The following is a 21279-nucleotide window of genomic DNA, read 5'->3' on the forward strand; positions in this document are numbered from 1 at the left end:
GTTTGTTGAGAAGTCAATTTCCACTGGAAACGGCATAGAGCCTCCACAAATCGCGTTTTTATATAATCCCTTACAAGAGATTCCCAGTTGTCAGGATAGGGGCCAACGCTTTCCAGTCCTGATGTACTAACCTGTCCAAAACCTGCACATCCGGCCAATGAAAGCGCAGCACAAATTAATGCAATGCGATTAATCGACATGCCAAAATCCCTTTATTTATTATTGAAATATAATTTACTAAACTTTCTTTTTGCAATTTCATGTAATTAAGGTTCTCTTGGCACAATATAAACAATTGTTTAACTTCGGATTGAGCCAAGAAACTGCTTATTGAAAAGCTGGTATATAAAAGCTATTTAATTGCGCGGTTGATAGCATCGGAATGCCTTATAACTAGTTGAGCAACTTACTGTCCAGAAGCAGAAACTACGTGAATCACAGAATCAAAAGGAAGAAAGACAGCGGCAGCCGACATTAGGGACGATGCGGCAAATCTGACAAACAGGCCATCAGCATACCTCCTTAGCCCGATGCACGCTATCCGGATTGGGTGCCCAGTGGCTGCTTGTGGCCGGACTGAGGCCTTCACCTGTGATGCGGCAAACCGACCTCCCCCCCCCCCAGCGTCTCGACCCGACCCGATGCAGCCGTCCAGCTTTGACGGAAGCTGTCGTTCAACGGTTGAGTTGAGCGGCGCGCACGCCGATGCATGAGCTTGGCACTTTGTCCATCACGCGTGCGCTCCAACGAGGTGTTAGACGGCAACACTTGCGGTGAGGCCTGTTCACCGATTCGCTTTGGCGATTCCGCTCGCCATAGACACACAATCGCTCAGAACCTTGTCGGGGTCAGTCCCTTCGCTTCTGACGGTACGGCGCCGTAGATCCATGCCTTCACCTTCATACACTCCAGCGGAACGCTCAGTGACCCTAAAGTACCAGCCAGGCAGCCGGTCGACGATTGGGAAAACCTTCGCAAGTTCGACCGGGTCCGTGAGATGAACTTTCATTGCCGTCTAGCGTTCGAGCTCAGCCGCGGCCGTAGGCCGTCGGCTGCAGCGAAGGGTTAGACGCCATGTGACACCATGATGGCAGGCTCTTCCACCGAGGCCACGTTGACGATGTGATTGAGGCAGCAGAGCGCCCAATGCTTGAAGGGACCTGGATAGTCAGCCGATGCCAGAGTTGCCTTCGACAAATAGCGCAAGTACACAGACTCCGTATATACGACTATGAGGCGACCTTCGCCCACCGATTCTTCTGGCTCTGGCAAGGCGTAGCTCTCGTTCTCGACCGAATAGCCGATGTAGCTTGGCCAAACTAGCTCAAACACCTGACACCCTGGTCCGTGGACTATGGCGTTCGAGCCCGCCAGCAGTTCGCGCACTGAAGGCAGCGCTTCCTGCGCAAGTTGTTCGGCTGTTGGCGGGCCGCCGACCTTAGCCTCGTGCAAGACGACGCGCAGCGAATTCTCCTCAGGCTCCGAGACGGAGTGGAGGTAGAGGTATTTGCATGCGCGAATGGCCCCAACGTGGGAGTTCATGGCGTCTAACTTTGTTTTAGGCAGGGGAGCGAAGGCACAATGTTGCACTGGCACATTGAAGCCGCGTTGGGGATGGGCTCGAGATTGTTCAATGTGCTCATGCTTTGGTCCTGTGACTTTCAACCCAGATGGTCGCGCCGGGGTGATGCTCTTCAATTGTGGCAAGCGCGTCATCGATTACGTCTGCTGGCTCGTCCTTCAGGGGGTAGATAAAGCGAGTCACAGACTGACCTGCCAGTGATTGAAACTCACTCTCAGAGACAGCGTCTGACCCGCACCAGATGGGGCTGCCAGTAGGTGACGCTAACTGAACTGCTTCTTTGAGCCCCTGAGGTGATATGGCAAGGAAGACCGTTGGCATGGCGGAGTCGATTGATATTGATGGCCTAACGCCCCTGCTCAGGCGCCAAAGTATGTTGGCGTGGCTTTTGCGCAAGCAAAAGGCATGGCGACATGCTTTGGTCGCTCTGCAGCGGATTGTTATGCGTGACCTTCGCTAGTTGTAAATATTCTTGCAGGTTCACAATTCTATTCTTTGCAGTAATACACGGAACCACCAACCGCCACAACCGATACGGCTGCAGTCGTTAGGGTGGCAGGGGCAGTTAGAACTGCAAGAGCTCCAGCTCCAATGGTGCTAAGTGTTCCAGCTATATAGCCTCCGGCTCCAGTAAGAATCACTGCTCCTGAACTATGAGTGACCGCAGTAACACCTGCGGCGCTACTAACCAGTGTTGCACCTCCGCTTGCCCCTGCACCAAAACCTACTATTGCCAAGGCTGCATCTTTCGAGTCATTTACTCTTTCGCAAAATGTCTTGCTGGGAACACTACAGTTTAGATACGCATCCCTGGTTCCATTTACATACCCTGTATATGAATCGCTGGCTTCATCGAACTGCAAGCAGAATACTGACCTCTCTTCATCAGTGAGGTCCGGAGTAAGATGCCTTAGGGTAATGAATGCTGGGCATGTGTTTTCGCCCCATCCAGCGAAGAAAATCTCACGGAATGAATAGTTGTCATACAACTCACTCTCATCATTATCGAAGCTCAACGTTTTGAGCTCACCGTCGATTTTTGTCGTACATTCCTCAATGTCGGCGTACGAATTTAGCGAAAACAGCACAAGAAACGTCAATGCGAAATATTGTTTCATTAAATCTTTTCTCTGCGAGTCAATTTTGCTCTTCTTACACTTTTAATGGGAACTTTGCACTGCGATTAGAAGTTGGCGCATAACGCATAACGTAGTAGGTAAGGGGCGGCCCGCTTGCGGGACGTCCCAGCGGCCGAAGGACGCGTCTTGACCGAAATGTTAGGCATGGCGCAGCACCTCAAGAACCCTGCCGCTGCCAATGACGCGCCCTTCCCAAACGGAGAACTCTGCCCCGGCTGGAAAGTGCGGTAACGCTGCTTCGGGAACAAGAAACTGAACGCCAAACCGTTGCGTTCGACTTGGGGAGAAGCCATCTTCAAACGGAACAAAGAATCGAACGGAGAAGTTCTCCGAGCCAACACCAAGCACTCCTCGATACTCGCCTTGAAGAATTGCGCCCTTCCGTCCGCCAACTTCCGATGGATAGAGTGTGATTTCAACGATGATTTCAGGCGTGACGGGCTTACCCATTCTGAATGCCTAACTTTGTTTTAGGGCGACAGTTCTGCCGCATAACATCGGGATGTCGGATAACATGTTCTGCAACCTTCTGTTTAGAATAAGAAATATCGCGCAAGGCAAGATAACAACGCAGGTAAAGCAGCAGCTGGCATGGTGTGTGGTCTGATCGATTCCGGGCACAGGCGTATAGCATATCCTCCCGCCGGGGTGGCCGCTATCCGGAGCGCTTGATGACCGGCCGCTCCTGGCCGATCCAAGCCGCTCAGCCCCACGATCCAACTCGGGCGGCCTGAACGACACCCCTCCCCCAACCAGGCCAACCACATACTCAACAGACCGGCGCTCCGCAAGCCGCAATCGTTTTGTTCGCTCTCTCAACCACCGAGGGCACGCTTGGCCAAACCGTCCCCTTGAGCCCGGCAAGAAGTTGCCTGGTTGAAAAATGGCGAAACCGCCCGAGCTCCGCGCTCGATCATCTGAAGCACGGGGGTCGCAGAACGTGTCCCGAGAGCCCCCCTCAGGCCATTACCAACCTTTTCCAGCCTGCACACTACCCTTGCATCGCCACCCGACCAACCTCCCCCAAAAGTCGTCAGATCGTCGCTATACCGTGTGAGCAATCCGCTCGAGACCGAGGACACTTGGATGCAACGAGAGGCACCCCATACCAGCGATGACCACGAGGAGTACGAGGAGCGCGTCAGACGGCTTCAGCGGCAACTGACTGAACTTTCTAGACGGGCACAGCGAGTTCGAGCTGGTGGCACAGAGTTTCAGCAGATTTCAGAAATGCTGGACGAGGTTGTACAAACGCTACAAGGCGAGCTACGTACCCAGGCAGCTCGAGAGCCTTGCAGCCACAAGGTATGCACGCCGTTGAATCGGCTTCATTGATCTATAGACCGTTTTGGGCCCCCGAGTGTCGGGGGCCTACTTGCCCGCAGCCTTTCTACCGAGCAGCGACCCGCAGATAGAACGTGCGGTACTGGTGCAGATTCCATTCTTCATGATCAAGCAGTCCAACGACATGATCTCGCTGATTGATGGTCATGATCAGCGGCTTTGAGGGGTGCGCTTGGGTTCGCTGAGTTCTTGGCAAAATAGTCTGATCCCTGATGTGCGATGTGGTAACGCTGCGAAGGGCGTAGCCCGAAGCAGCGTTACCACATCGCACCCCCCTTGATGTGACTTGCTCGGCGACTGCTCCGGGGAATCGTGGGAACTCTTCTCGGGCATAGGTTGGAATCGACAGTCCGGTACCTCGGTATCGAGGTCGACGATGCCTTGGAGATCTCTGAGCAGATCGAAATCTGATCGTGTCCCGGCGGCTGCCCGAAGAAAGCCTTCGACGCGACGGGCGGCTGCTTTCCGGCGGGATGCTGGAAGGGTCGTATCGGCCAACTGCGGCCGTTCAATCTATAGAAACCATGGTCATTCGAGCGTCAGGTCCACTCCGAAACCTGTCAGCGGATCTCCTTCGGCTGGTCGGCTATTGCCGTCGTTCGCCTGTCCGCACTTCTCAGTCAGCAATGAGCCGGTAAACTGCCACGTAGCGACATATCGCATTGAGTGGCAACATCGCACCAATATGAAGCTGGCCGACTTCTTCATCGGTAAGCCCGGGCCCGGCAGCCCCAGCGAGGCCGTGCAGCAGGGCCTGCCCGTGATCGTGGTCGATAACGCCTGGACCATGCCCCAGGAGCGCTACAACGCTGAGTGGATCTGCTCGAACGGACTGGGTGTCGTGCACACGCGCTTTCGTGACATCGACGCTGCCGTCGGGCAACTCCTGAGCCGATTCGAGGATTTCCGCGCGAACGTCGCGCGTATCGAAAACAGAGCGCTCTTCGAGGTGCCTGGCATTCTGCAGCAGATTCTCGACACGTCCCCGTGCAGTCTGCCCCGGGAGGCGGTGACCATGCCTGCGGTTGCATCGCCGCGTGAGACCTCCTAGCGGGAATGACCGATACACCCGCACGGCACCGCGTTCAAGGTTTTCGCCGTAACAACCCGACCCATAGAGCCGGCCGTCGCTCCGTGGGGCATTGAATATTGCAGGACAGATTAACCAGAAATGTTGCGTCGCGACAAAACTGGCATGACTGTCACATTTGAGGGCAAAAATCGTGCAAACCTCGGTCGTAAGCGTCGTATTCATGAGTATCGGGTACTTCGCGTGTTCTCCCCGAGAACCGATCGAGAGGATTGAGCATTCGTGGGTTACTCGATTCGGCTTCGGCCGTCGCCCACAAACCCTTCACGCTTTATGAGAGGCACGTTGCATGCACTCGCAAACACCATTGACCGGACAGAGCGCCACAAGCGGAAATCTCACCACTCAATCAGAAGGCATGCCGGGGGCGCACCTGAATGTGCGCTATCCCGTCTCATCCCAGCCCAGGACAAAGCGCGCTGAGGATCTCATCAACGACCCGGAAGCCCTTGAAATGTGGCGCAGAAACATTGCCCGGTTACGTCAGGGACAGACTGAATAAAAAGTTTTGCACAGCATGCAGTGTCTATAAAGTTTTTCGCTATGCAGCCGTTAACTTTGTAGCTTATGAATCTGTGTGGAGCCAAGCCGTGGCTTCATGCGCGTGGAGAAACAGTCATGGTCGGTATCACTACCTACACATCTCTATCCAGTAGCCGCCTGGCTGGCAGTGCCACTGGTGCTGCGGGCCAAGCCCAGGACGTTTCCGCCGACGGCAAGATCAGCGCCACGCCCCCCGTAGGCAGCACCGGCAGCACCAGCACGCTCTCCAACCTGGCCCGCCAATTGGGCGAGGCGGCTGCACGTGCTGAGGCCCGCGATGCCAGTCTCAGCCGCAAGGAGCTGGGCCAAAAGGCCACGGCACAGCTTGATCGGATCACTGGCTACGATTACTACCTGAATCAGGAGCGGCACGATGCTGAGGTACCCAATACCGACGACCTGGAATTGCTGGCCCGCGCCAAGCAAGCTACCAGCTTCGTCAACGGCTCAGGCAGCAATCCCTTCAAGGGCATGTCCCGCGATCAATTGGCACTGATTGCCTATGATGACAGCGGCACCTTCACCGTTAATGAGCAGCGAGCCGCATGGCAAGAAGCATACGACCAAGAGGAGGCATGGCGTCAGAAGGTTGTAGCCCAGGCTATGGACGAGTACAACCGCACCGGCAAGATGACCAATTTCTTCAAAGAAGTGCTTGCCTACTACAATGAGCTGCCCGCCATCGAGCAGGCGCAGTACCCGGACGACTATGCTTCTCGTCTGCAAGAGCTGATCGACCTCGACTTCAACTACATGACTCATCGGGCCGAGGGCAAGGGCGGTGATCCTGCCAGCGTGATCGACCGGTTGTTCGCGTCAGCGCCTCACGCTGGCAAAGAGGCGGTTAGCGCTTCTTCATCCACGGCATCGCAATCCATCTCCGCTGCACAGTCCGCCAGCGCGGCCAACACCACTGCATCGACAGTCGGCCCCGCCAGTAATGGCTACGATCTCATGGTCTCCCGCCTGTTCGGCGGCAAAGAGCCTGCGGTAGCCAACGGCGCCCAAGGCATGAGTGCCAACAACATTGGTCGCAGCGCCTACGACTTCCTCACCTACGAAGATCGTGCCTTGCTGTCTGACATGTACGCTTATGCGCAGGACGAAGGTGCCGACCTGACCTATGTGGATCGCCTGGCCGAAGAGCTTGGCGACTACCGTCAGCACGACAATGGGCGGTTGCGCTCGAACTTCAATAATGGTCACAACTACGACGCCCAAGGGCACCAACTCACGGTCAGCTTCAACGATAAGGACGCTGCCACCGCTTCACGCATCCTGAATGGATCGGCGATCGGCAGTACTCGTATTGACCAAGGCTTCTTGCGCCATATTCTCGATCCTGGGTATGGCGCGTTGAGCAATACCAGCGACCTCGGTTTCCTCGAACAGATGGTGACGAAGTTTTCCGCCGAAGGCGGGGCGCACTCTTCGCTAGGTAGCCAATACGCTACCTATAACCCGGTCATCAGCATCAAGGACAACATCGTCCTGAACGCCTCCGAGGACGTGAAGCTCAAGCCCTTCGAGCCGGATATTACCAATGTCAACGGCGTCTGGACGGTAACCGAGAAGGGGGCTGCGGCGGGTATCACACTGGACGACGTGATCGGCAAGTCTGGGCGCATGGCTACTGCTTCAACTGGCCAGGAGCAGAATCGCTACGTCCTGGATGCTTTTTTCAAGAAAGATAATGTAAGTGGGACGGCAATACTGCTTTCTCGCCTTTTTAATTCGGATGGCTCTGTGGAGCCAAGAGTTGAAACCACGACGACCACAAGCAACACTTCAGCCAGTGTCTATAGCTTTCTTACGAAAAGCGATAGAGAAATGTTGGCAACCGTTTATGAATATGCAAGTGCTAACGGACTAGATCCGCTCAAGGTCGATGGCTTAGCTTTTGACTTGGGGGTCTACCGAAGGGCTGGCCCTGGAGGGCCGCTGGACAATGTGGGAAAGGCATATGATCTTCAGGGCAACCCCTTCATTGCTGAGTTCAATGCAGAGGATGAGGCCGTTGCGCAGAGAATACTGACCAGCAAGGCAATGGGCGATACCTTGATTGACCGTGGCTTTTTGGAAGCTGTATTCACGCCAACCCGGATGTCTGTACACGCATCGGATTTCTCATTTCTGGAAGACGTCGTCTACGCCTTCTCGGCATCAGGCTCTGATGGCGCTACGAACCCTGATGCCAAACCGGTAGTCCGATACAGAGCAGAGGATTTTCCACCTCTCAACCTGGATGATCAGACTGTAGACTCAGGCAGCAAGATAATGCTGTCCCGGCTATTGGAGAAAGACCTTGCAGGCACTATTGATGCTCTGGGTATGTTATCCGGCAATGAGCATATAACCAGGCTTCTGGACTTGCTAAGCGATAATGATAAAGACATGCTTAGTAAATTTTATGCGAGCGCGCAGATTAGGAATGAAGATCTCTCGAAGATCGATGATATGGCGATTATGCTTGGAAGCTATCGAATTATTGGTCAGCGTATATAAGCACGATGAGGCAAAGGCATAGGGCCTCGTGTTGGCGGGCGGATTTGGCATCGCGGCTGCAACCTGTACCGGTTGCAGCCGCGTGGTCGCCAAGGCAGGAAGCAGGCCAAAAAAAAAAACGCGCTGCGCCTGATGACTCTCAAGAGCATCGCGGCACCGGTTCGTGCTGAACCCCGCCATGAGCAACGCGCGACGCACCGATGTACTGAGACTCGGCCTTTTGTGGGCAGATCAATCTGCAATAAAATTGCCACAATTAAAGTATATAAATTGTTTATATTGATGAGTCTTTTTTAGTCTGCTTGACCCGAACACCCCCTCCTCGCGACCATGGCCAAGGAACGCCTTTCTTCTGCTCCGCCCCCTGGGGCCTGGGCAGTCATCCATTGCACCAAGACGGATACCTATCTCCTCGGCAAGCGCTCCAGGGCCGTCAATAACGCTGGAGCCTGGAACCTGTTCGGCGGTCGGATTGACCGTGGCGAGGCGCCGGCCAGAGCCTTGATGCGAGAGCTTGCAGAAGAAACGGGCCTCCGCATCAAGCCGAAGGCCTTGAGGCGAATCTCTACGGTCAGGCATCGCGATGCGGCGGATCGTGAATTGCACTACTTCCTTCTGGAAGTCGAGCGGGAGCTTTCCCCCCGCCTTAATCGCGAGCACTCTCGGTACGGCTGGTTCAAACGTCGCGAGTTGCCGTCGAGGCTCAATCTCCCGACCGACGTTGCAATCAAGAATGGATTGCTCAAGAAGGGACTCTCTTGACGGTTCGATCTACATGAACTCACGCGCCAAGGTGTTTGCCGGCCGGTGAATTGCAGTCTAAATCAGGCGTTGCGTAGATTGGCGGGGCTGCTAAAATTACATTTTTGTAAAACAATGTAGGGCGACATGGCGCGCGAAATCGAACGTAGGTTCCTGGTCCGCGACGCACGGATACTGGACGGTCGCACAGGCGATCGCATCATCCAGGGGTATATCGCTAAGGAGCCCGGTTCGATGTCGACGCGCGTGCGCATCCGCGGCGAACGCGCCTTCCTCACATTGAAGTCCCCCAAGGTCGGCTTCAGTCGTGACGAGTTCGAATATGCGATTCCGTTGGCCGATGCGACCCAGATGATCGAGTATCACTGCGCGGGACGGGTCGTGCGCAAGACGCGTTATCTGGTTGATCATGCACCGCATGTCTTCGAAGTCGATGTGTTCGAAGGCCGCCATACGGGTCTGATCGTTGCCGAGGTCGAGTTGCCGCACGAGCACACCGCACTGAATCTGCCGGATTGGATTGGTCTCGAAATTACCCAAGACAGTCGTTATTCCAATTTCACGCTGGCGATGATCGAAAGCGGCCTGACCGGCTCGGGGTTTCAAAACCTGCCCGCCGTTTCCGTGTCTCGCCTACCGACCGCGAAAACCTCCGGCGCTCATTGACAGGGAATGTCAGTCGTCGGGTTCCCGTTAGCGGAACCACGCCGGGACGAACATCTCGGGCGGGACCGGATGGCGGGTGTAGTCGGGGTGCCTAACGCGTGCAGGCAAGGCCACGGTGGGGCGCTGAACTTCCGCGTAGGGCATTTCGCCGAGGAGATGGTGAATGCAATTCAAGCGCGCAGCCTTCTTGTCGTCCGCTTCCACGATCCACCAGGGGGCTTCAGGGATGTGTGTGCGTTCGAGCATCGTTTCCTTGGCGACCGTGTAGCTCTCCCAGCGCGCCCGCGACTCGAGATCCATTGGGCTCAGTTTCCACTGCTTGAGTGGATCATGGATGCGGGAGAGGAAGCGGAAGTGCTGTTCCTCATCGGTAATCGAGAACCAATACTTGATGAGCTGAATGCCGGAGCGGACCAGCATGCGTTCGAACTCGGGCACTGAACGGAAGAACTCCTCGTACTCCTCATCCGTACAGAACCCCATCACGCGCTCGACCCCTGCACGGTTGTACCAACTCCGATCGAACAACACCATTTCACCGGCGGCAGGAAGGTGGGGAACGTAGCGCTGGAAGTACCACTGCGTGCGCTCACGGTCGTTCGGTGCAGGAAGCGCGACGACCCGGCAGACGCGAGGATTGAGCCGCTGCGTGATGCGCTTGATGACGCCGCCTTTGCCTGCCGCGTCGCGACCTTCGAAGAGAATCACGACGCGGTGCTTGGTGGTGGCAACCCAGTCCTGCAGCTTCACCAGCTCGCCCTGCAAGCGCAGCAGCTCGGTGAAGTATCGACGACGCTTTGAGCGCTCATCCGCAGTCGATGGCTGTGATGTCCCAGCAGCAATCTCGTCGAAGCGTTGATCGTCGAGTTCGAGCTCAAGCTCCTCGTCGTAACTGTCCAACAACTCCCGCTCGAGACGGCGATGAAGTTCGCCAACTTCCTTGTGATCCATGAGGTCCTTACACCCTCGGTCGAGGGCTACGTTTGATACTCGGCATCGTCTTACGCGGGTATTACGGTGCAGTGACAGGTGAGCGTCTCTGTCACTGCACTGCAACATCTCTTGGGGAGACTGTCGCCCAGCGCCCGCCATATCCAGATCTGAACTCGCACACTCATGACCGAGGAGCCTGAATGCCCAGCGTCAGCAGACAGGGACAGCAAGATTTGATTGCGCAGTATCGCGATGCAACGCTCCGCCACGCCAAGCTTGCCGGCATTACACGCCCCTCGTTTCGATGCCAGAGGTGCAGGAAAGACCAAGGGGTGAGCGGTCGAAGGCAGGTCGTGCGCGGAACGTCGAGGTACGGGTACTACTGTGCCCATTGCGCCGCACTCGCAGGCCGCTGAATCACGACATCCATGCTTTGCTGCGACGGAGTTCATTTGATGTCCGCCTCCGACACACCGATGGCCTCGAGGGGGTAATCCGTGCAGCCTGAACTTTCCGCCCTTTCAACTGAGCCTGGCTGGGATCAGGATGCGTGCCGAACACTGATTGAAGAGCTGTGGAGCTTGCGTGCGGAACTGCTCGACTTTGAACGCAAGCTTGTCGGTATCTCGGATGAATTCAAGGCCAGCGCTCGGAATCTGGCGCACTACATTGCGTTGCGCCGGAAGGATCGACGCCAGCTTCAAGACAGCTTGGCGCGCCTTGGGCTGTCTTCGCTCGGACACTCCGAATCACACGTCTTGGCTAACGTGGACAAAGTGATCGGCATCCTGCACCACCTCACCAACCAGCCGTGGTCCGAACGCTCAGACGAGGAGCCCGTTGGCATCCGAAGCAGCCGCCGGCTGCTGGACCAAAACACCGTCGCCCTGTTGGGTCCGACACCCGCGAACCGGGCCGTTCGCATCATGGTGACACTGCCCTCTGAAGCGGCAACCAACGGCGATCTGATTGATCAGCTTGTCGCTTCGGGGATGAATGTCGCCCGAATCAACTGTGCCCATGATGACGACCAGGCATGGTGCCTGATGGCAGAGCAGGTACGCAGGGCGGCGCGCTTCCATGGACGCGATGTTCGCGTACTGATGGATCTTGGCGGGCCGAAACTACGCACTGGTGAGATCGCGCCAAGCCCCGATGTTTTGAAAATCAAGCCGCGGCGGGATGCGCTGGGTGTTGTCGTTGAATCGGCTAAAGTCAGGTTCTACGCCCAAGAGCGGATGTCTGTGCATACGGACGCTATCCCTGCAATCGCCATTGATTATGCGTGCTTGCGGCATCTACGCCCTGGCGACACCCTTGCACTTGTGGATGCGAGAGGAGCCAAGCGAACCTTGCATATCGTCGATGTGGCTGAGGAAACAGCGCTCGCAGCGACCGACCGCACGATCTACATCACGCACGGCACGTACCTGCGGCGTATCCGGAAAGGAGATGGACAGCGCAACGTGCTCGTCCAGAGGCTCCCGGTGAATCCGGGTACGCTGTTATTGCGGGTCGGCGACCTGCTCAAACTCACGTCTTCCGGTATTGCGCAACCGTACGGTGAAGATCTCAACGCAGATAGCCGACAAATACCGTCTATCGCCTGTACCTTGCCCCAGGTTTTTGGTCAGGTCCAAGCAGGCGAGCGGGTCTTCTTTGATGACGGTCACATCGGCGGGCTGGTCCGCGAAGCAAGCAACGATCACCTCGTCGTTCAGATTGTTGACGCAAATCCCAACGGTAGCCGGCTGGCAGGTGACAAGGGCATCAATCTTCCGGACAGCAAACTCGATCTACCTGCGCTGACTGCTCAAGACATCGAGGATCTCAGGACCGTTGCACGCTACGCCGATCTCGTAGGTTTGTCGTTCGTTCAACGCCCCGGCGATATCGACGCCCTGCGGAGTCACCTCAAAGCGCTCGATGCTGAACATCTCGGCGTTGTGTTGAAAATCGAGACACGAAGAGCCTTCGAGCACTTACCGGAACTCATGTTGGCCGCCATGCATTGCCATAGCGCTGGCGTGATGATTGCGCGGGGTGACCTCGCCGTCGAATGTGGCTATGAGCGTCTTGCCGAAGTTCAGGAAGAAATTCTGTGGGCTGCCGAAGCGGCGCACATGCCCGTCATCTGGGCGACGCAGGTCCTGGAAACGCTTGCCAAAACAGGACGCCCTTCGCGTGCCGAAATAACCGACGCGGCCATGGGTGAGCGAGCGGAGTGCGTCATGCTCAACAAGGGGCCCTACATTCTCGAGGCGATCCGCAGTCTCGATGACATCCTCAAGCGCATGCAGTCTCACCAGACCAAGAAGCGCGCCTTGTTGAGGGCCCTGAGCGCTTGGTCTCCCAGCCGCCAGACAGAAGCTTGAAAGTGTTCAATATGCCCGGCCGACGAGGGTTGCCCTCGGCCGGACCGGGATGACTGGCCCGCTAGCGCAAAAGGCGCCGGGGGCTCGTCAGTTACTTTTTGGGACGTCCAATCCGGACCCGCTCGACACTGTTCAATGCCTTGGCAAACTGACTGTCGTCAGTCGCTGCCAGCAATGCCAATCCAGCCCTCAAGAGTTCACTCTTCTTGGTGTCGATCCCGGCAGAAAGCGCACGTTGCTTGAGCGCCGCAAAGAGTGCGTAGTCGGCCTCGGGAATGGTGAAGCTATCGCGCACGACCTTGACCTTCGGTTGAGCGGGCTTCTTCGTCTTGCTCCCTTTGTCTGCCACCACGATCGGTTCCGGTTTAGCCTGGGGCGCAGACGCAGACGTGGTGGGCGTCTTCGTGGCTGCTTTCGACTTCGAGGGTACAGGCTTGTCGGCCTTCGTCTTCTTCTCAGCCTGTAAAACGAGCTCAGCGACGACATCCTGAGTTTGCGCGGCGGCTTTTCGCTCCCGAGCGGGCTTTGCGGCCCCAGTCACACCCCCTGCGCTGTTGCCTACGGACTCACCCTGGGTCGTATCTGCCTGCACTTGTTTAGCTTTCACATCGTCTGACATTGCATGCTCTCCTGGATCGTTTAACGATATAAACAGTATATATAGATTGTGCGGTGAGAGGTATCAAGCATGCAGCTGTCACCAACGATCACGGTGTAAGGGCGTTGTGTTGCTGGAGGCAACCCGGGCATGAGTGAAAAGACGGAACTCAGTCTCGAGAAAACGTTGGGTCGGCAGGCGGGAGCGGTTGTCCAGGGAATATCAACTACTAGGTCCTGTTCACATATAACGATATGAAATCACCGCACAAACGATCCGCACGAATGCCATGTAGCTGCAAGCGAGCTTGTCGTAGCGTGTGGCGATCCGACGGTAATGCTTGATGCGGTTGAAGAAGCGCTCGATCAGATTTCGCGCGCGGTACGCGCAGCGGTCGTACTGCCTGGGCGCGATACGGTTGGAGCGAGGCGGGATGACTGCTTGCGCGCCGGATGCCTCGATACTCATGACCAAGGCGTTGGCATCGTATCCCTTGTCGGCAACCAGACTGGCGCACGGCATATCGGCAATCAAATCGTGCGCACACTCGATGTCGGCGACCTGTCCTGCGCTCAGAATCATGCGCAGCGGTTTGCCCAAGGCATCGACAGCAAAGTGCAGCTTGGTCGTCAGCTCGTCTTTATTGCGAGGTTGTAGAGGCTTGTTGCTGGAACGACAGCTTCGCTCGGAAAAGCGCCGCTCAGTCTTTGCCTCAGTGACCGTCGGGTGAGGGTCGGGTCGAGACAGCCGCAGTCGGCTTGCCGCGCTCCCGCGCAGGTGTGAGCTGGAAGTCTCAGTCCGGCCATCAACGGACATAGGGAGGAGTTTCCGGAACCGGCCGTTCGATGCGACACCAATGTTCTTCGGGCAAGGGTGGTGAATCCGGCAGGATTGACGTGGGTCCCTACCTTTCGCTAGACGGGCGGTAGCGCATCAAGCGGTGAGCGCACTCCAGCGCCGCCTACCTTCAACACATGCGTATAAATCATCGTCGTGGAAACGTCGGAGTGGCCGAGTAGATCCTGCACCGTTCGAATGTCGTAACCACTACGGAGCAAGGCCGTCGCGAACGAGTGGCGCAGGGTATGCGGTGTAGCAGGCTTCGCGACACCTGCTTCTTCCACGGCACGTTTGAAGGCGCGCTGAAAGGTCTGGTCATACATATGATGGCGACGCACGACACCGCTCCGTGGGTCGGTCGAATGCGTGTGCTGCGCAAAGACCCAGAACCACGGCCAAGAATGCCCGGCGCGCGGATACTTCCGCTCAAGGGCGTCGGGAAGCGCAACGCCGCTGCGGCCCTCGGCCTGGTCCTTCAGCCACCATGCCCGGGCACGCGCCAGCTGCTCGCGCAGGCCGGGCGCCAAGCTCTCGGGCAACATCAATGCCCGATCCTTGGAGCCCTTGCCCTCTCGAACGATGATCGTGCCGTGATCGAAATCCAGATCCTTGACCCGCAGTTGCAATCCCTCGCTGATCCGCATGCCCGTTCCATACAGAAGCTGGGCGAACAAACGATGCTCCCCTTCCAGAAAACCGAGGATGCGAACCACCTCATCCGGGGTCAGCACGACCGGCAAGCGCCGCGACGGCCGAGGTCTTCCGATCTCCTGAAGCCAAGGCAGATCCACACACAGCACCTTGCCGTAGAAGAACAGCAAGGCCGCCAATGCCTGCCGATGCGTGGATGCCGAAACCTTACGCTCGTTTGCCAGCCAGGACAGAAATGCCTCGACTTCGCTGCTGCCCAAGGTTGCCGGGTGACGCACTCCGTGGAAACGGATGAAGGCACGAACCCAGTGGACATACGCCTGTTCGGTTCGTAAGCTGTAATGCAAGTAGCGTATGCGCTCGCGCAGTTGGTCCAGAACCTTGACCGAACGCAGCGGTGGTAACGGTGCAGTGCTGGTTTTCATGGCTTGTTATGACTGTTTTTTTGTACAGTCTATGCCTCGGGCATCCAAGCAGCAAGCGCGTTACGCCGTGGGTCGATGTGTGATGTTATGGAGCAGTAACGATGTTACGCAGCTGGGCAGTCGCCCTAAAACAAAGTTGGGCATCACAATCGCGGCTTTCCGATCTCTCGTTGGCATGCGAATTGCATTGGCTAGTGGCATCTAAAAACGGAGGCATGCCATGATCGTCCAATCCACTCCTGCTCTTCACTTCGCCAACTCAATGGCACGTTTGCCAGCGGCCCGGCAAACCCCGACCGCATCGCCGGCAAATATTGCCGATACCGTCCGAATTTCACAGGCGGCACGAGAGGCGCTCGCCTCCTCGAACGCCTCTTCTTCATCTGCCTCGAACAGCGACAAATCGATTGAAGCAAGGCTTGCTGCGATCAAAGCCAAAGATGGTCCGAGTAGAACGCAGGAAGAGCAAGATTACGTGCGTGCCAACGACAAACGGCTTGCTGAAATCACAGCACAAGGCAAGCCCCCAGAGAAACTCACCGCCGATGAACTCGATTACGTGCAAAAGGCGGCGGGGTTTGTGAACACCTTTGCGTATCTCAGCCCGGCGGAAAAGGCGCTATATGACAAAGCCGTCGCCAGCGGCAACACCGAGGCCGCTGCGGGGATCAACATGATCGCGCTCATTCGCCAGGGTGGAGAAATGGCAGGCGGTGCCAATGGAACGACGTACAACTCGCGCACTACCGAAATAACGGCCGCCAATATCGAAAAATATTTCAGCCACAGCATCGTCGATCCAACTGGCAAGGCCCAATCTCAATTCCAAGCCTTGATCCAGTTCTTGCAAGACAATCCGGTAGCTTGACGCAGTACCGTTGTGACAGTGATGCCCAACCCTGCGGTCCACCGGACGCTGCGCGATAAAGCCGCGCAGCGCCGGTGACCTTCACGTTAACGGCAGCTTCCCTCATAGCTGAACGGCTGCAACGGGTCGGGTCGAGACGGACGGGGGCCGTCGGCTTGCCGCATCACTGGCGAAGGTCTCAGCCCGGCCAGGAGCGGTCGGGCACTCTCACGGCGGATCTGCGATTCCTGTGGCCGCTCTGGCCAAGGTACCCGTCGTTCCCAGTCCGAGTCGCTGATTAGTGCGATGCGATCGAAATTACATCGAAAAAACGGATGTACACAATCTTCACAAACGATTAATTCGAATGTTGAACAGTGTAAGAATAGTCTCCGTCACTGCAATACGGCGAGGAGATGATCGTGTTCTACGCACTCAGTTGGTTTTCGGTGGTTGGCCTACTCGCGCTCTGGTCGCTATCAGCCTGGGCGCTCCATTCAGTTGCCGTTTGGTCGGTTTCGAATGCCAGCGCGCTGACCGGTGTCGCATCGGATGTCGAGGGCTTTCTTCTACCGCAATGGCTGCAGGCCTGGGTGCCGCCGGAGATCACACAGGCGATGACCTCGCTGCTGGCAGATTTTGCGCCGGTCGTCGAAAGTCTGTTGCAGACCATGCCGGCGCTGGCCGGCGGCCTGACCGTGGTGGCCTGGGTAATCTGGGGTCTTGGCAGTGCGCTGCTGCTCCTGCTTGGAGCGGGGCTGCATCTGGGCATTGCAATGTGGCGCCGCCACAGCGGTGGTTCCGGGCCGCAGCCGGGAAGTCGGTTGGCCGCATGACAGTTCGACTCCGATACCTGCCGCTGGGCGATCGACGCGCCCAATGACAACAACGGGTCGGAAGTGTGAATTCGCCAAATCGGCAAGCTGCCGTTGAACTTTTAGTGGCGCGAACAGCTAGTCAGGACTGATAGCCGTTTTAATAGTCAATCCCATCCTCACCGACGTCGCCAAAGATCCTCTGTTCATCCTCCGCCTCGACTCCCTGCCAGAAGATCACGACATCCATTCGCTGATTGGGCGCTAAGTAGATCCAGTGCTTGCAACGCGAGTCGATCAGCGAGAACAGCTCAGGATAGATGCCTTCCAAGAGGGGCGTTTCTCGCAGCTTCGCCTGAATCCCAACGTAAACGTGCAACGCCCGTTCTCGAAGATCGGGCGAGGCGATGACTTCCGACAGACCTGCCATCAGCACAGCTGCAACTAGCGCATCGAAGCTACCGAGCGCGATGAGTTGTCGAGCACTTTCATCGTCAAAGGGACGCTGACGGGGCACTTGCTCGTGTTCGCGCGGCTCCGCCTCAAACAGTAATGCCGTAACCGGCGGTTCGAGGGTGCGTAGCGCCTCCTCAAACTGCATTGCATCGAGCGGCTCCTTCTTCAGGTAGCGCCACAACGGGCTACGGAACCAGCGCGACGTGCCCGGGAATCGGGCTTGCGCCTGCTCGACAGCGTTGCGCGGTCCGGGCCGGTCATTGGGGACCCGTGTCCCTTTCTCGTAAGCGTCCCACTTCCTGGGGCGAGCGACGTCTGTGTCGCGTTTGCGGACGCGGTCCCCGTCGAGCGCCATCTCAATGGCGTATGCGGACGACAGGCCAGATATGTCCCGCAGCGCGCGAAACCAAAGTCGTGTCCGAAGGCGATCGACAGGCTGGGTGGTCGGGCGACCGCGCCCCTTTGGTCTGATGATTGTGTGCACAAGGCTTATCTGGAGTACAGAAAATCGAATTATCGGTTCGGGTGGAGAAAATGTGGACAGTCACGAACACTGCGTGACAAACGCATTGAGGTATTCGATGAACTCGCTGCCTGAACAGACCGAAGCACTGGCCCACTTGCGCAAGGAATTGCGCGAGACACTCCTGCGCCTTCACGGTCCTCTGCTGGGCGGCGAGCCCCTCGCGGCGGCACTAGGACATCGAAGCGTTGCATCACTTAGACAGGCACGGCGACGTGGTCAAGTAATGGTGCCGCTCTTCACTGTACCCAATCGCCGAGGGTGGTTTGCCTTGACGCTGGATGTCGCGGATTGGCTTTCTGCGACCCGAATGGGCGCATCCGCAGGAGGACGAATCTCTCCCAGTTAACTCGATTCTCCACCTCGTAGACGCGAACGCCCGAGGGGGCTGCCTCGGGCGTCGCGCCAGCATCGCTGCCGGTACAAGTGGGATCTTGTCCGATCAGTATGAGCTGCGCGTTCACGTTCGTCAATCATGCGACGAACTTGCGCGGACGGGGTGATTTTGTCTGGCCCGGTCAGCACCGCCGGTGCCATCCCATGAGGAGTTACCCCCTTGCGTCTGCCTATCCACCTACAGCGCGAGATCGCGCGTTTGCACTTCTACGATACCTCACAGTCCAACCGAGCCATCGCACGGTCAGTTGGTGTTTCCGCAAACACCGTGCGCGAAATGCGCCGAATTCTCAGAAAAAGCGACACCTTTGGTGCCGATCTTCATTCATTGGATGACGACGCCTGGTACGCGGTTCTGGGTACTGGCAACAAGAGCATCGCGCAACGCAAGAGAGCGCCATATTGGGATTGGGTGCACGCCGAGATGCAGCGCCCCGACGCCACACTCGAGCAGCTGTGGCGGGAGTGGCGCAGTCAGTGCCCGGAGGGAATCGCCTACTCGCAATTCACTGCCGGTTACCGGGCGTGGGCGAAGCGACAACATATCGTGATGCGTCAGGCCCATCGCCCGGGTGAGAAGTTGTTCGTCGATTTCGCCGGCCGTACAGTCGAGATCAGGGATCGAAGCGGCGGTCCCTCGATCTATGCGCAAATCTTCGTTGCCGTGCTTGGCTACTCGAACCTGACCTACCTGCAGGCAGTCGCCTCGCAGAAAACCCCTGATTGGGTGAGATGCCATGTCGATTGCTTTGCGGCAATGGGGGGCGTGCCGGCCTGGGTTGTGCCGGACAACCTGAAGGCGGCTGTCTGGCGGCGTGAGAAGGATCGCGTCGTTATCAACCCGGCCTACCGGGAGTGCCTGCAGCACTACAACACCGCTGCACTACCAGCTCGTGTCAGGAAGGCGAAAGACAAGGCGAAGGCCGAGGTCGGTGTGCAGATCGCACAGCGTTGGGTGTTGTTCGCACTTCGCGACCGAACATTCTTTAGCCTCGATGAACTGAATGACGCCCTCAGGAGGCTCGTGGTAACGCTGAACGCTCATCCCTTCAAGAAGATGTCAGGCTCCCGCATCGAACGATTTGAGAAAACCGAGCGTTCGACTTTGAAGCGCCTGCCGCCCATTCCCTTCGAGTTATGCGATTGGCGATATGGGGTGCGGGCTGGCGACGATTACCATGTCGAACATGCGCGGAGCTTCTACTCCGTGCCGTCGGAGTTGCGCGGACAGCGTGTCGATCTGCGTTACACCGGATCGATGCTCGAGGTCATGCATCGCGGCCAGCGCGTTGCCTTGCACGCATTGGCACAATGCGAAGGCACAGTCCAGACGTTGCCTGAGCATCGTCCGATAGCGCATGTCCGCGTGCTTGAGGGCGAACCGAGGGCACTCATGCTATGGGCCGAGTCGGTAGGGGAAGGCTCGGCGGCAATGATTCGCCATCACCTGGAAAACCGATCCGATGCCGTCAATGGTCTGAAAGCAGCCCGGCGGATGCGCGATCTGGCTCGTATCCACGGCGACCAACGCTTCGAAGAGGCGTGTGCATATGCGCTATCGCTCAACATTACGGCATTGCGCAGCCTCGATTCCATTCTCAAGCAGGCACCCGACAAACGCACCCACTCTGTCAGCGGCACGGCGCCGAGGCCAGCCCACGACAATGTGCGGGGTGCGAGCTACTTTGGAGAAAACACATGAGCGGCGTCCATCAAACCATCTCCCGCCTACGTGAATTGCGATTGACGTCGATGGCCGAAGCGTATTCGGTCCAGTTGCAGCAGCCGAAGCTTCACCAACTCTCTTTCGATGACCGATTCGGGTTGCTCGTCGAGCATGAAGCCTCTGAACGTGACTCGAAGAAATTGAAGCGGCTCGTGCGGAGTGCAGGATTCCCTGAATCCGCATCGCTCGAAGACGCCGATTACCGAGCTTCGCGAGATATCGACAAAGGGTTCATCGCCTCGCTGGCCAGTTGCGAATGGATTCGACAGCAGCTTAACTTGATCGTCCTTGGCGCAACGGGGGTCGGAAAGACATGGCTTGCATGTGCCTTCGGTTCTCAGGCTTGCCGACAGCGTTTACCCGCTACGTTCTTCCGGGCGAGCGATCTTTATCAAGAGATCGCAGTTGCCAGCCATGACGGTTCGTTGCCTAAGCTCAAGGCCGGTCTGATTAAACCGAGTTTGCTTATCATCGACGACTTCGGTCTGAGCGAGATTTCTTCGCAAGCTGCGCAGGTGTTGCTGGATGTGGTGGATCGGCGGATGCGTACCGGATCCTTGCTGATCACAAGCCAGTTCCCAACAGACCAGTGGCATGGGTTCTTCCCCGATCCGACCTTGGCAGACGCAATCCTTGACCGCGTGGTGCATCAGGCGCACCGGATTACGCTCAAGGGTGAATCCATGCGCAAGCTTCAGGCAAAGCGGAAGATGCCCCCAGCGTGATCATGTCGCTGGAACGATGAGCGTGACGTCAGCTTAGCGGTCACGGTGCCGTCCTGGTGCTCACGAGCACCGGGACGACTGATCAGTACGAATCGGAACTGGTGATCACGTCGAACTGGACTGACCGGTCACGAACGATCGGAATACGCAACTGGCTAGACAACGTCTTTCTCGCGACTACACCTCTGAAATCGAAGGACTATGTGGGCCTTTGAAGCTCAGTCCCGACCGTCACCTAAAGCTCATTCACAGGGCGAATGCGGCCCATCGATGCCCGGCTACAAAGGTCGATTTTCCGCGCGGAAAGATTCAAGCATTAGCACACCATTAGGTAAGGG

At 57.1% G+C, this 21279-nt stretch carries 18 protein-coding genes; 9 read left to right on the plus strand and 9 right to left on the minus strand.

The genetic code is table 11. The features are described 5' to 3' along the window. The 4 genes from CGK74_RS19075 to CGK74_RS18155 all read right to left on the minus strand — a co-directional run. A partial coding sequence (locus CGK74_RS19075; RefSeq protein WP_206186289.1) for a hypothetical protein occupies positions 1–200 on the minus strand: 200 nt, incomplete at its 3' end. Positions 201–1065: 865 nt separating this feature from the next. Continuing rightward, positions 1066–1542, minus strand: a complete 477-nt coding sequence (locus tag CGK74_RS18140) for a hypothetical protein (protein WP_094269777.1) — start codon at positions 1540–1542, stop codon at positions 1066–1068. 528 nt (positions 1543–2070) lie between these two features. Then, positions 2071–2700 carry a hypothetical protein gene (locus CGK74_RS18150; protein ID WP_094269779.1) on the minus strand — a complete coding sequence of 210 codons (630 nt, stop codon included), beginning with the start codon at positions 2698–2700 and terminating at the stop codon, positions 2071–2073. Between the two features lie 159 nt (positions 2701–2859). Next, positions 2860–3171 (minus strand): hypothetical protein, encoded by a 312-nt coding sequence (locus CGK74_RS18155; protein WP_094269780.1) that lies wholly within the window; start codon positions 3169–3171, stop codon positions 2860–2862. A gap of 1579 nt (positions 3172–4750) precedes the next feature. Between CGK74_RS18155 and CGK74_RS18160 the strand changes: the two genes are divergently transcribed. From CGK74_RS18160 to CGK74_RS18175, 4 genes are all read left to right on the plus strand, one after another. Beyond that, positions 4751–5116: a hypothetical protein gene (locus CGK74_RS18160; protein WP_240498783.1), complete on the plus strand. Its 366-nt coding sequence runs from the start codon at positions 4751–4753 to the stop codon at positions 5114–5116. A gap of 657 nt (positions 5117–5773) precedes the next feature. Next, positions 5774–8203 carry a hypothetical protein gene (locus tag CGK74_RS19080; protein ID WP_206186290.1) on the plus strand — a complete coding sequence of 810 codons (2430 nt, stop codon included), beginning with the start codon at positions 5774–5776 and terminating at the stop codon, positions 8201–8203. Between the two features lie 330 nt (positions 8204–8533). Then, complete coding sequence (locus tag CGK74_RS18170) at positions 8534–8965, plus strand: NUDIX hydrolase (protein ID WP_094269781.1); 432 nt, start codon at positions 8534–8536, stop codon at positions 8963–8965. A gap of 126 nt (positions 8966–9091) precedes the next feature. Next, positions 9092–9631, plus strand: coding sequence for a CYTH domain-containing protein (locus tag CGK74_RS18175; RefSeq protein WP_094269782.1), 540 nt, complete (start codon positions 9092–9094; stop codon positions 9629–9631). Between the two features lie 27 nt (positions 9632–9658). Here CGK74_RS18175 and ppk2 read toward each other — a convergent pair whose 3' ends face one another. Next, positions 9659–10582 (minus strand): polyphosphate kinase 2, encoded by a 924-nt coding sequence (gene ppk2, locus CGK74_RS18180; RefSeq protein ID WP_094269783.1) that lies wholly within the window; start codon positions 10580–10582, stop codon positions 9659–9661. 479 nt (positions 10583–11061) lie between these two features. Here ppk2 and CGK74_RS18190 point away from each other — a divergent pair, with 479 nt between their 5' ends. Further along, the gene (locus CGK74_RS18190) at positions 11062–12939 is read left to right on the plus strand and encodes a pyruvate kinase (protein WP_094269785.1); all 1878 of its coding nucleotides are present in this window, start codon (positions 11062–11064) and stop codon (positions 12937–12939) included. A gap of 91 nt (positions 12940–13030) precedes the next feature. On the opposite strand, the gene CGK74_RS18195 is transcribed toward CGK74_RS18190, so the two are convergent. The 3 genes from CGK74_RS18195 to CGK74_RS18205 form a co-directional block, all read right to left on the minus strand. Further along, positions 13031–13558 carry a hypothetical protein gene (locus CGK74_RS18195; protein ID WP_094269786.1) on the minus strand — a complete coding sequence of 176 codons (528 nt, stop codon included), beginning with the start codon at positions 13556–13558 and terminating at the stop codon, positions 13031–13033. A gap of 219 nt (positions 13559–13777) precedes the next feature. Next, positions 13778–14353 carry an IS5 family transposase gene (locus CGK74_RS18200; RefSeq protein ID WP_094269787.1) on the minus strand — a complete coding sequence of 192 codons (576 nt, stop codon included), beginning with the start codon at positions 14351–14353 and terminating at the stop codon, positions 13778–13780. A 98-nt stretch (positions 14354–14451) separates the two neighbouring features. After that, on the minus strand, positions 14452–15453 hold the full coding sequence (locus CGK74_RS18205) for an integron integrase (protein WP_094269788.1): 1002 nt from the start codon (positions 15451–15453) through the stop codon (positions 14452–14454). 220 nt (positions 15454–15673) lie between these two features. Here CGK74_RS18205 and CGK74_RS18890 point away from each other — a divergent pair, with 220 nt between their 5' ends. Both CGK74_RS18890 and CGK74_RS18215 read left to right on the plus strand, forming a co-directional pair. Continuing rightward, on the plus strand, positions 15674–16321 hold the full coding sequence (locus CGK74_RS18890) for a hypothetical protein (protein ID WP_133091958.1): 648 nt from the start codon (positions 15674–15676) through the stop codon (positions 16319–16321). 395 nt (positions 16322–16716) lie between these two features. Next, entirely contained in the window at positions 16717–17136 is a 420-nt protein-coding gene (locus CGK74_RS18215; RefSeq protein WP_240498784.1) for a hypothetical protein, read from the plus strand. A 139-nt stretch (positions 17137–17275) separates the two neighbouring features. Here CGK74_RS18215 and CGK74_RS18220 read toward each other — a convergent pair whose 3' ends face one another. Continuing rightward, positions 17276–17926 carry a hypothetical protein gene (locus CGK74_RS18220; protein ID WP_002943440.1) on the minus strand — a complete coding sequence of 217 codons (651 nt, stop codon included), beginning with the start codon at positions 17924–17926 and terminating at the stop codon, positions 17276–17278. 724 nt (positions 17927–18650) lie between these two features. Here CGK74_RS18220 and istA point away from each other — a divergent pair. Next, positions 18651–20192: an IS21 family transposase gene (istA, locus tag CGK74_RS18230; RefSeq protein ID WP_021250780.1), complete on the plus strand. Its 1542-nt coding sequence runs from the start codon at positions 18651–18653 to the stop codon at positions 20190–20192. Next, entirely contained in the window at positions 20189–20941 is a 753-nt protein-coding gene (gene istB / locus CGK74_RS18235) for an IS21-like element helper ATPase IstB (RefSeq protein ID WP_002943443.1), read from the plus strand. Before istA ends, istB begins: the two co-directional genes overlap by 4 nt. The last annotated feature ends 338 nt before the right edge of the window (positions 20942–21279 follow it).

Source organism: Thauera propionica (assembly GCF_002245655.1).
Lineage (GTDB): Bacteria > Pseudomonadota > Gammaproteobacteria > Burkholderiales > Rhodocyclaceae > Thauera > Thauera propionica.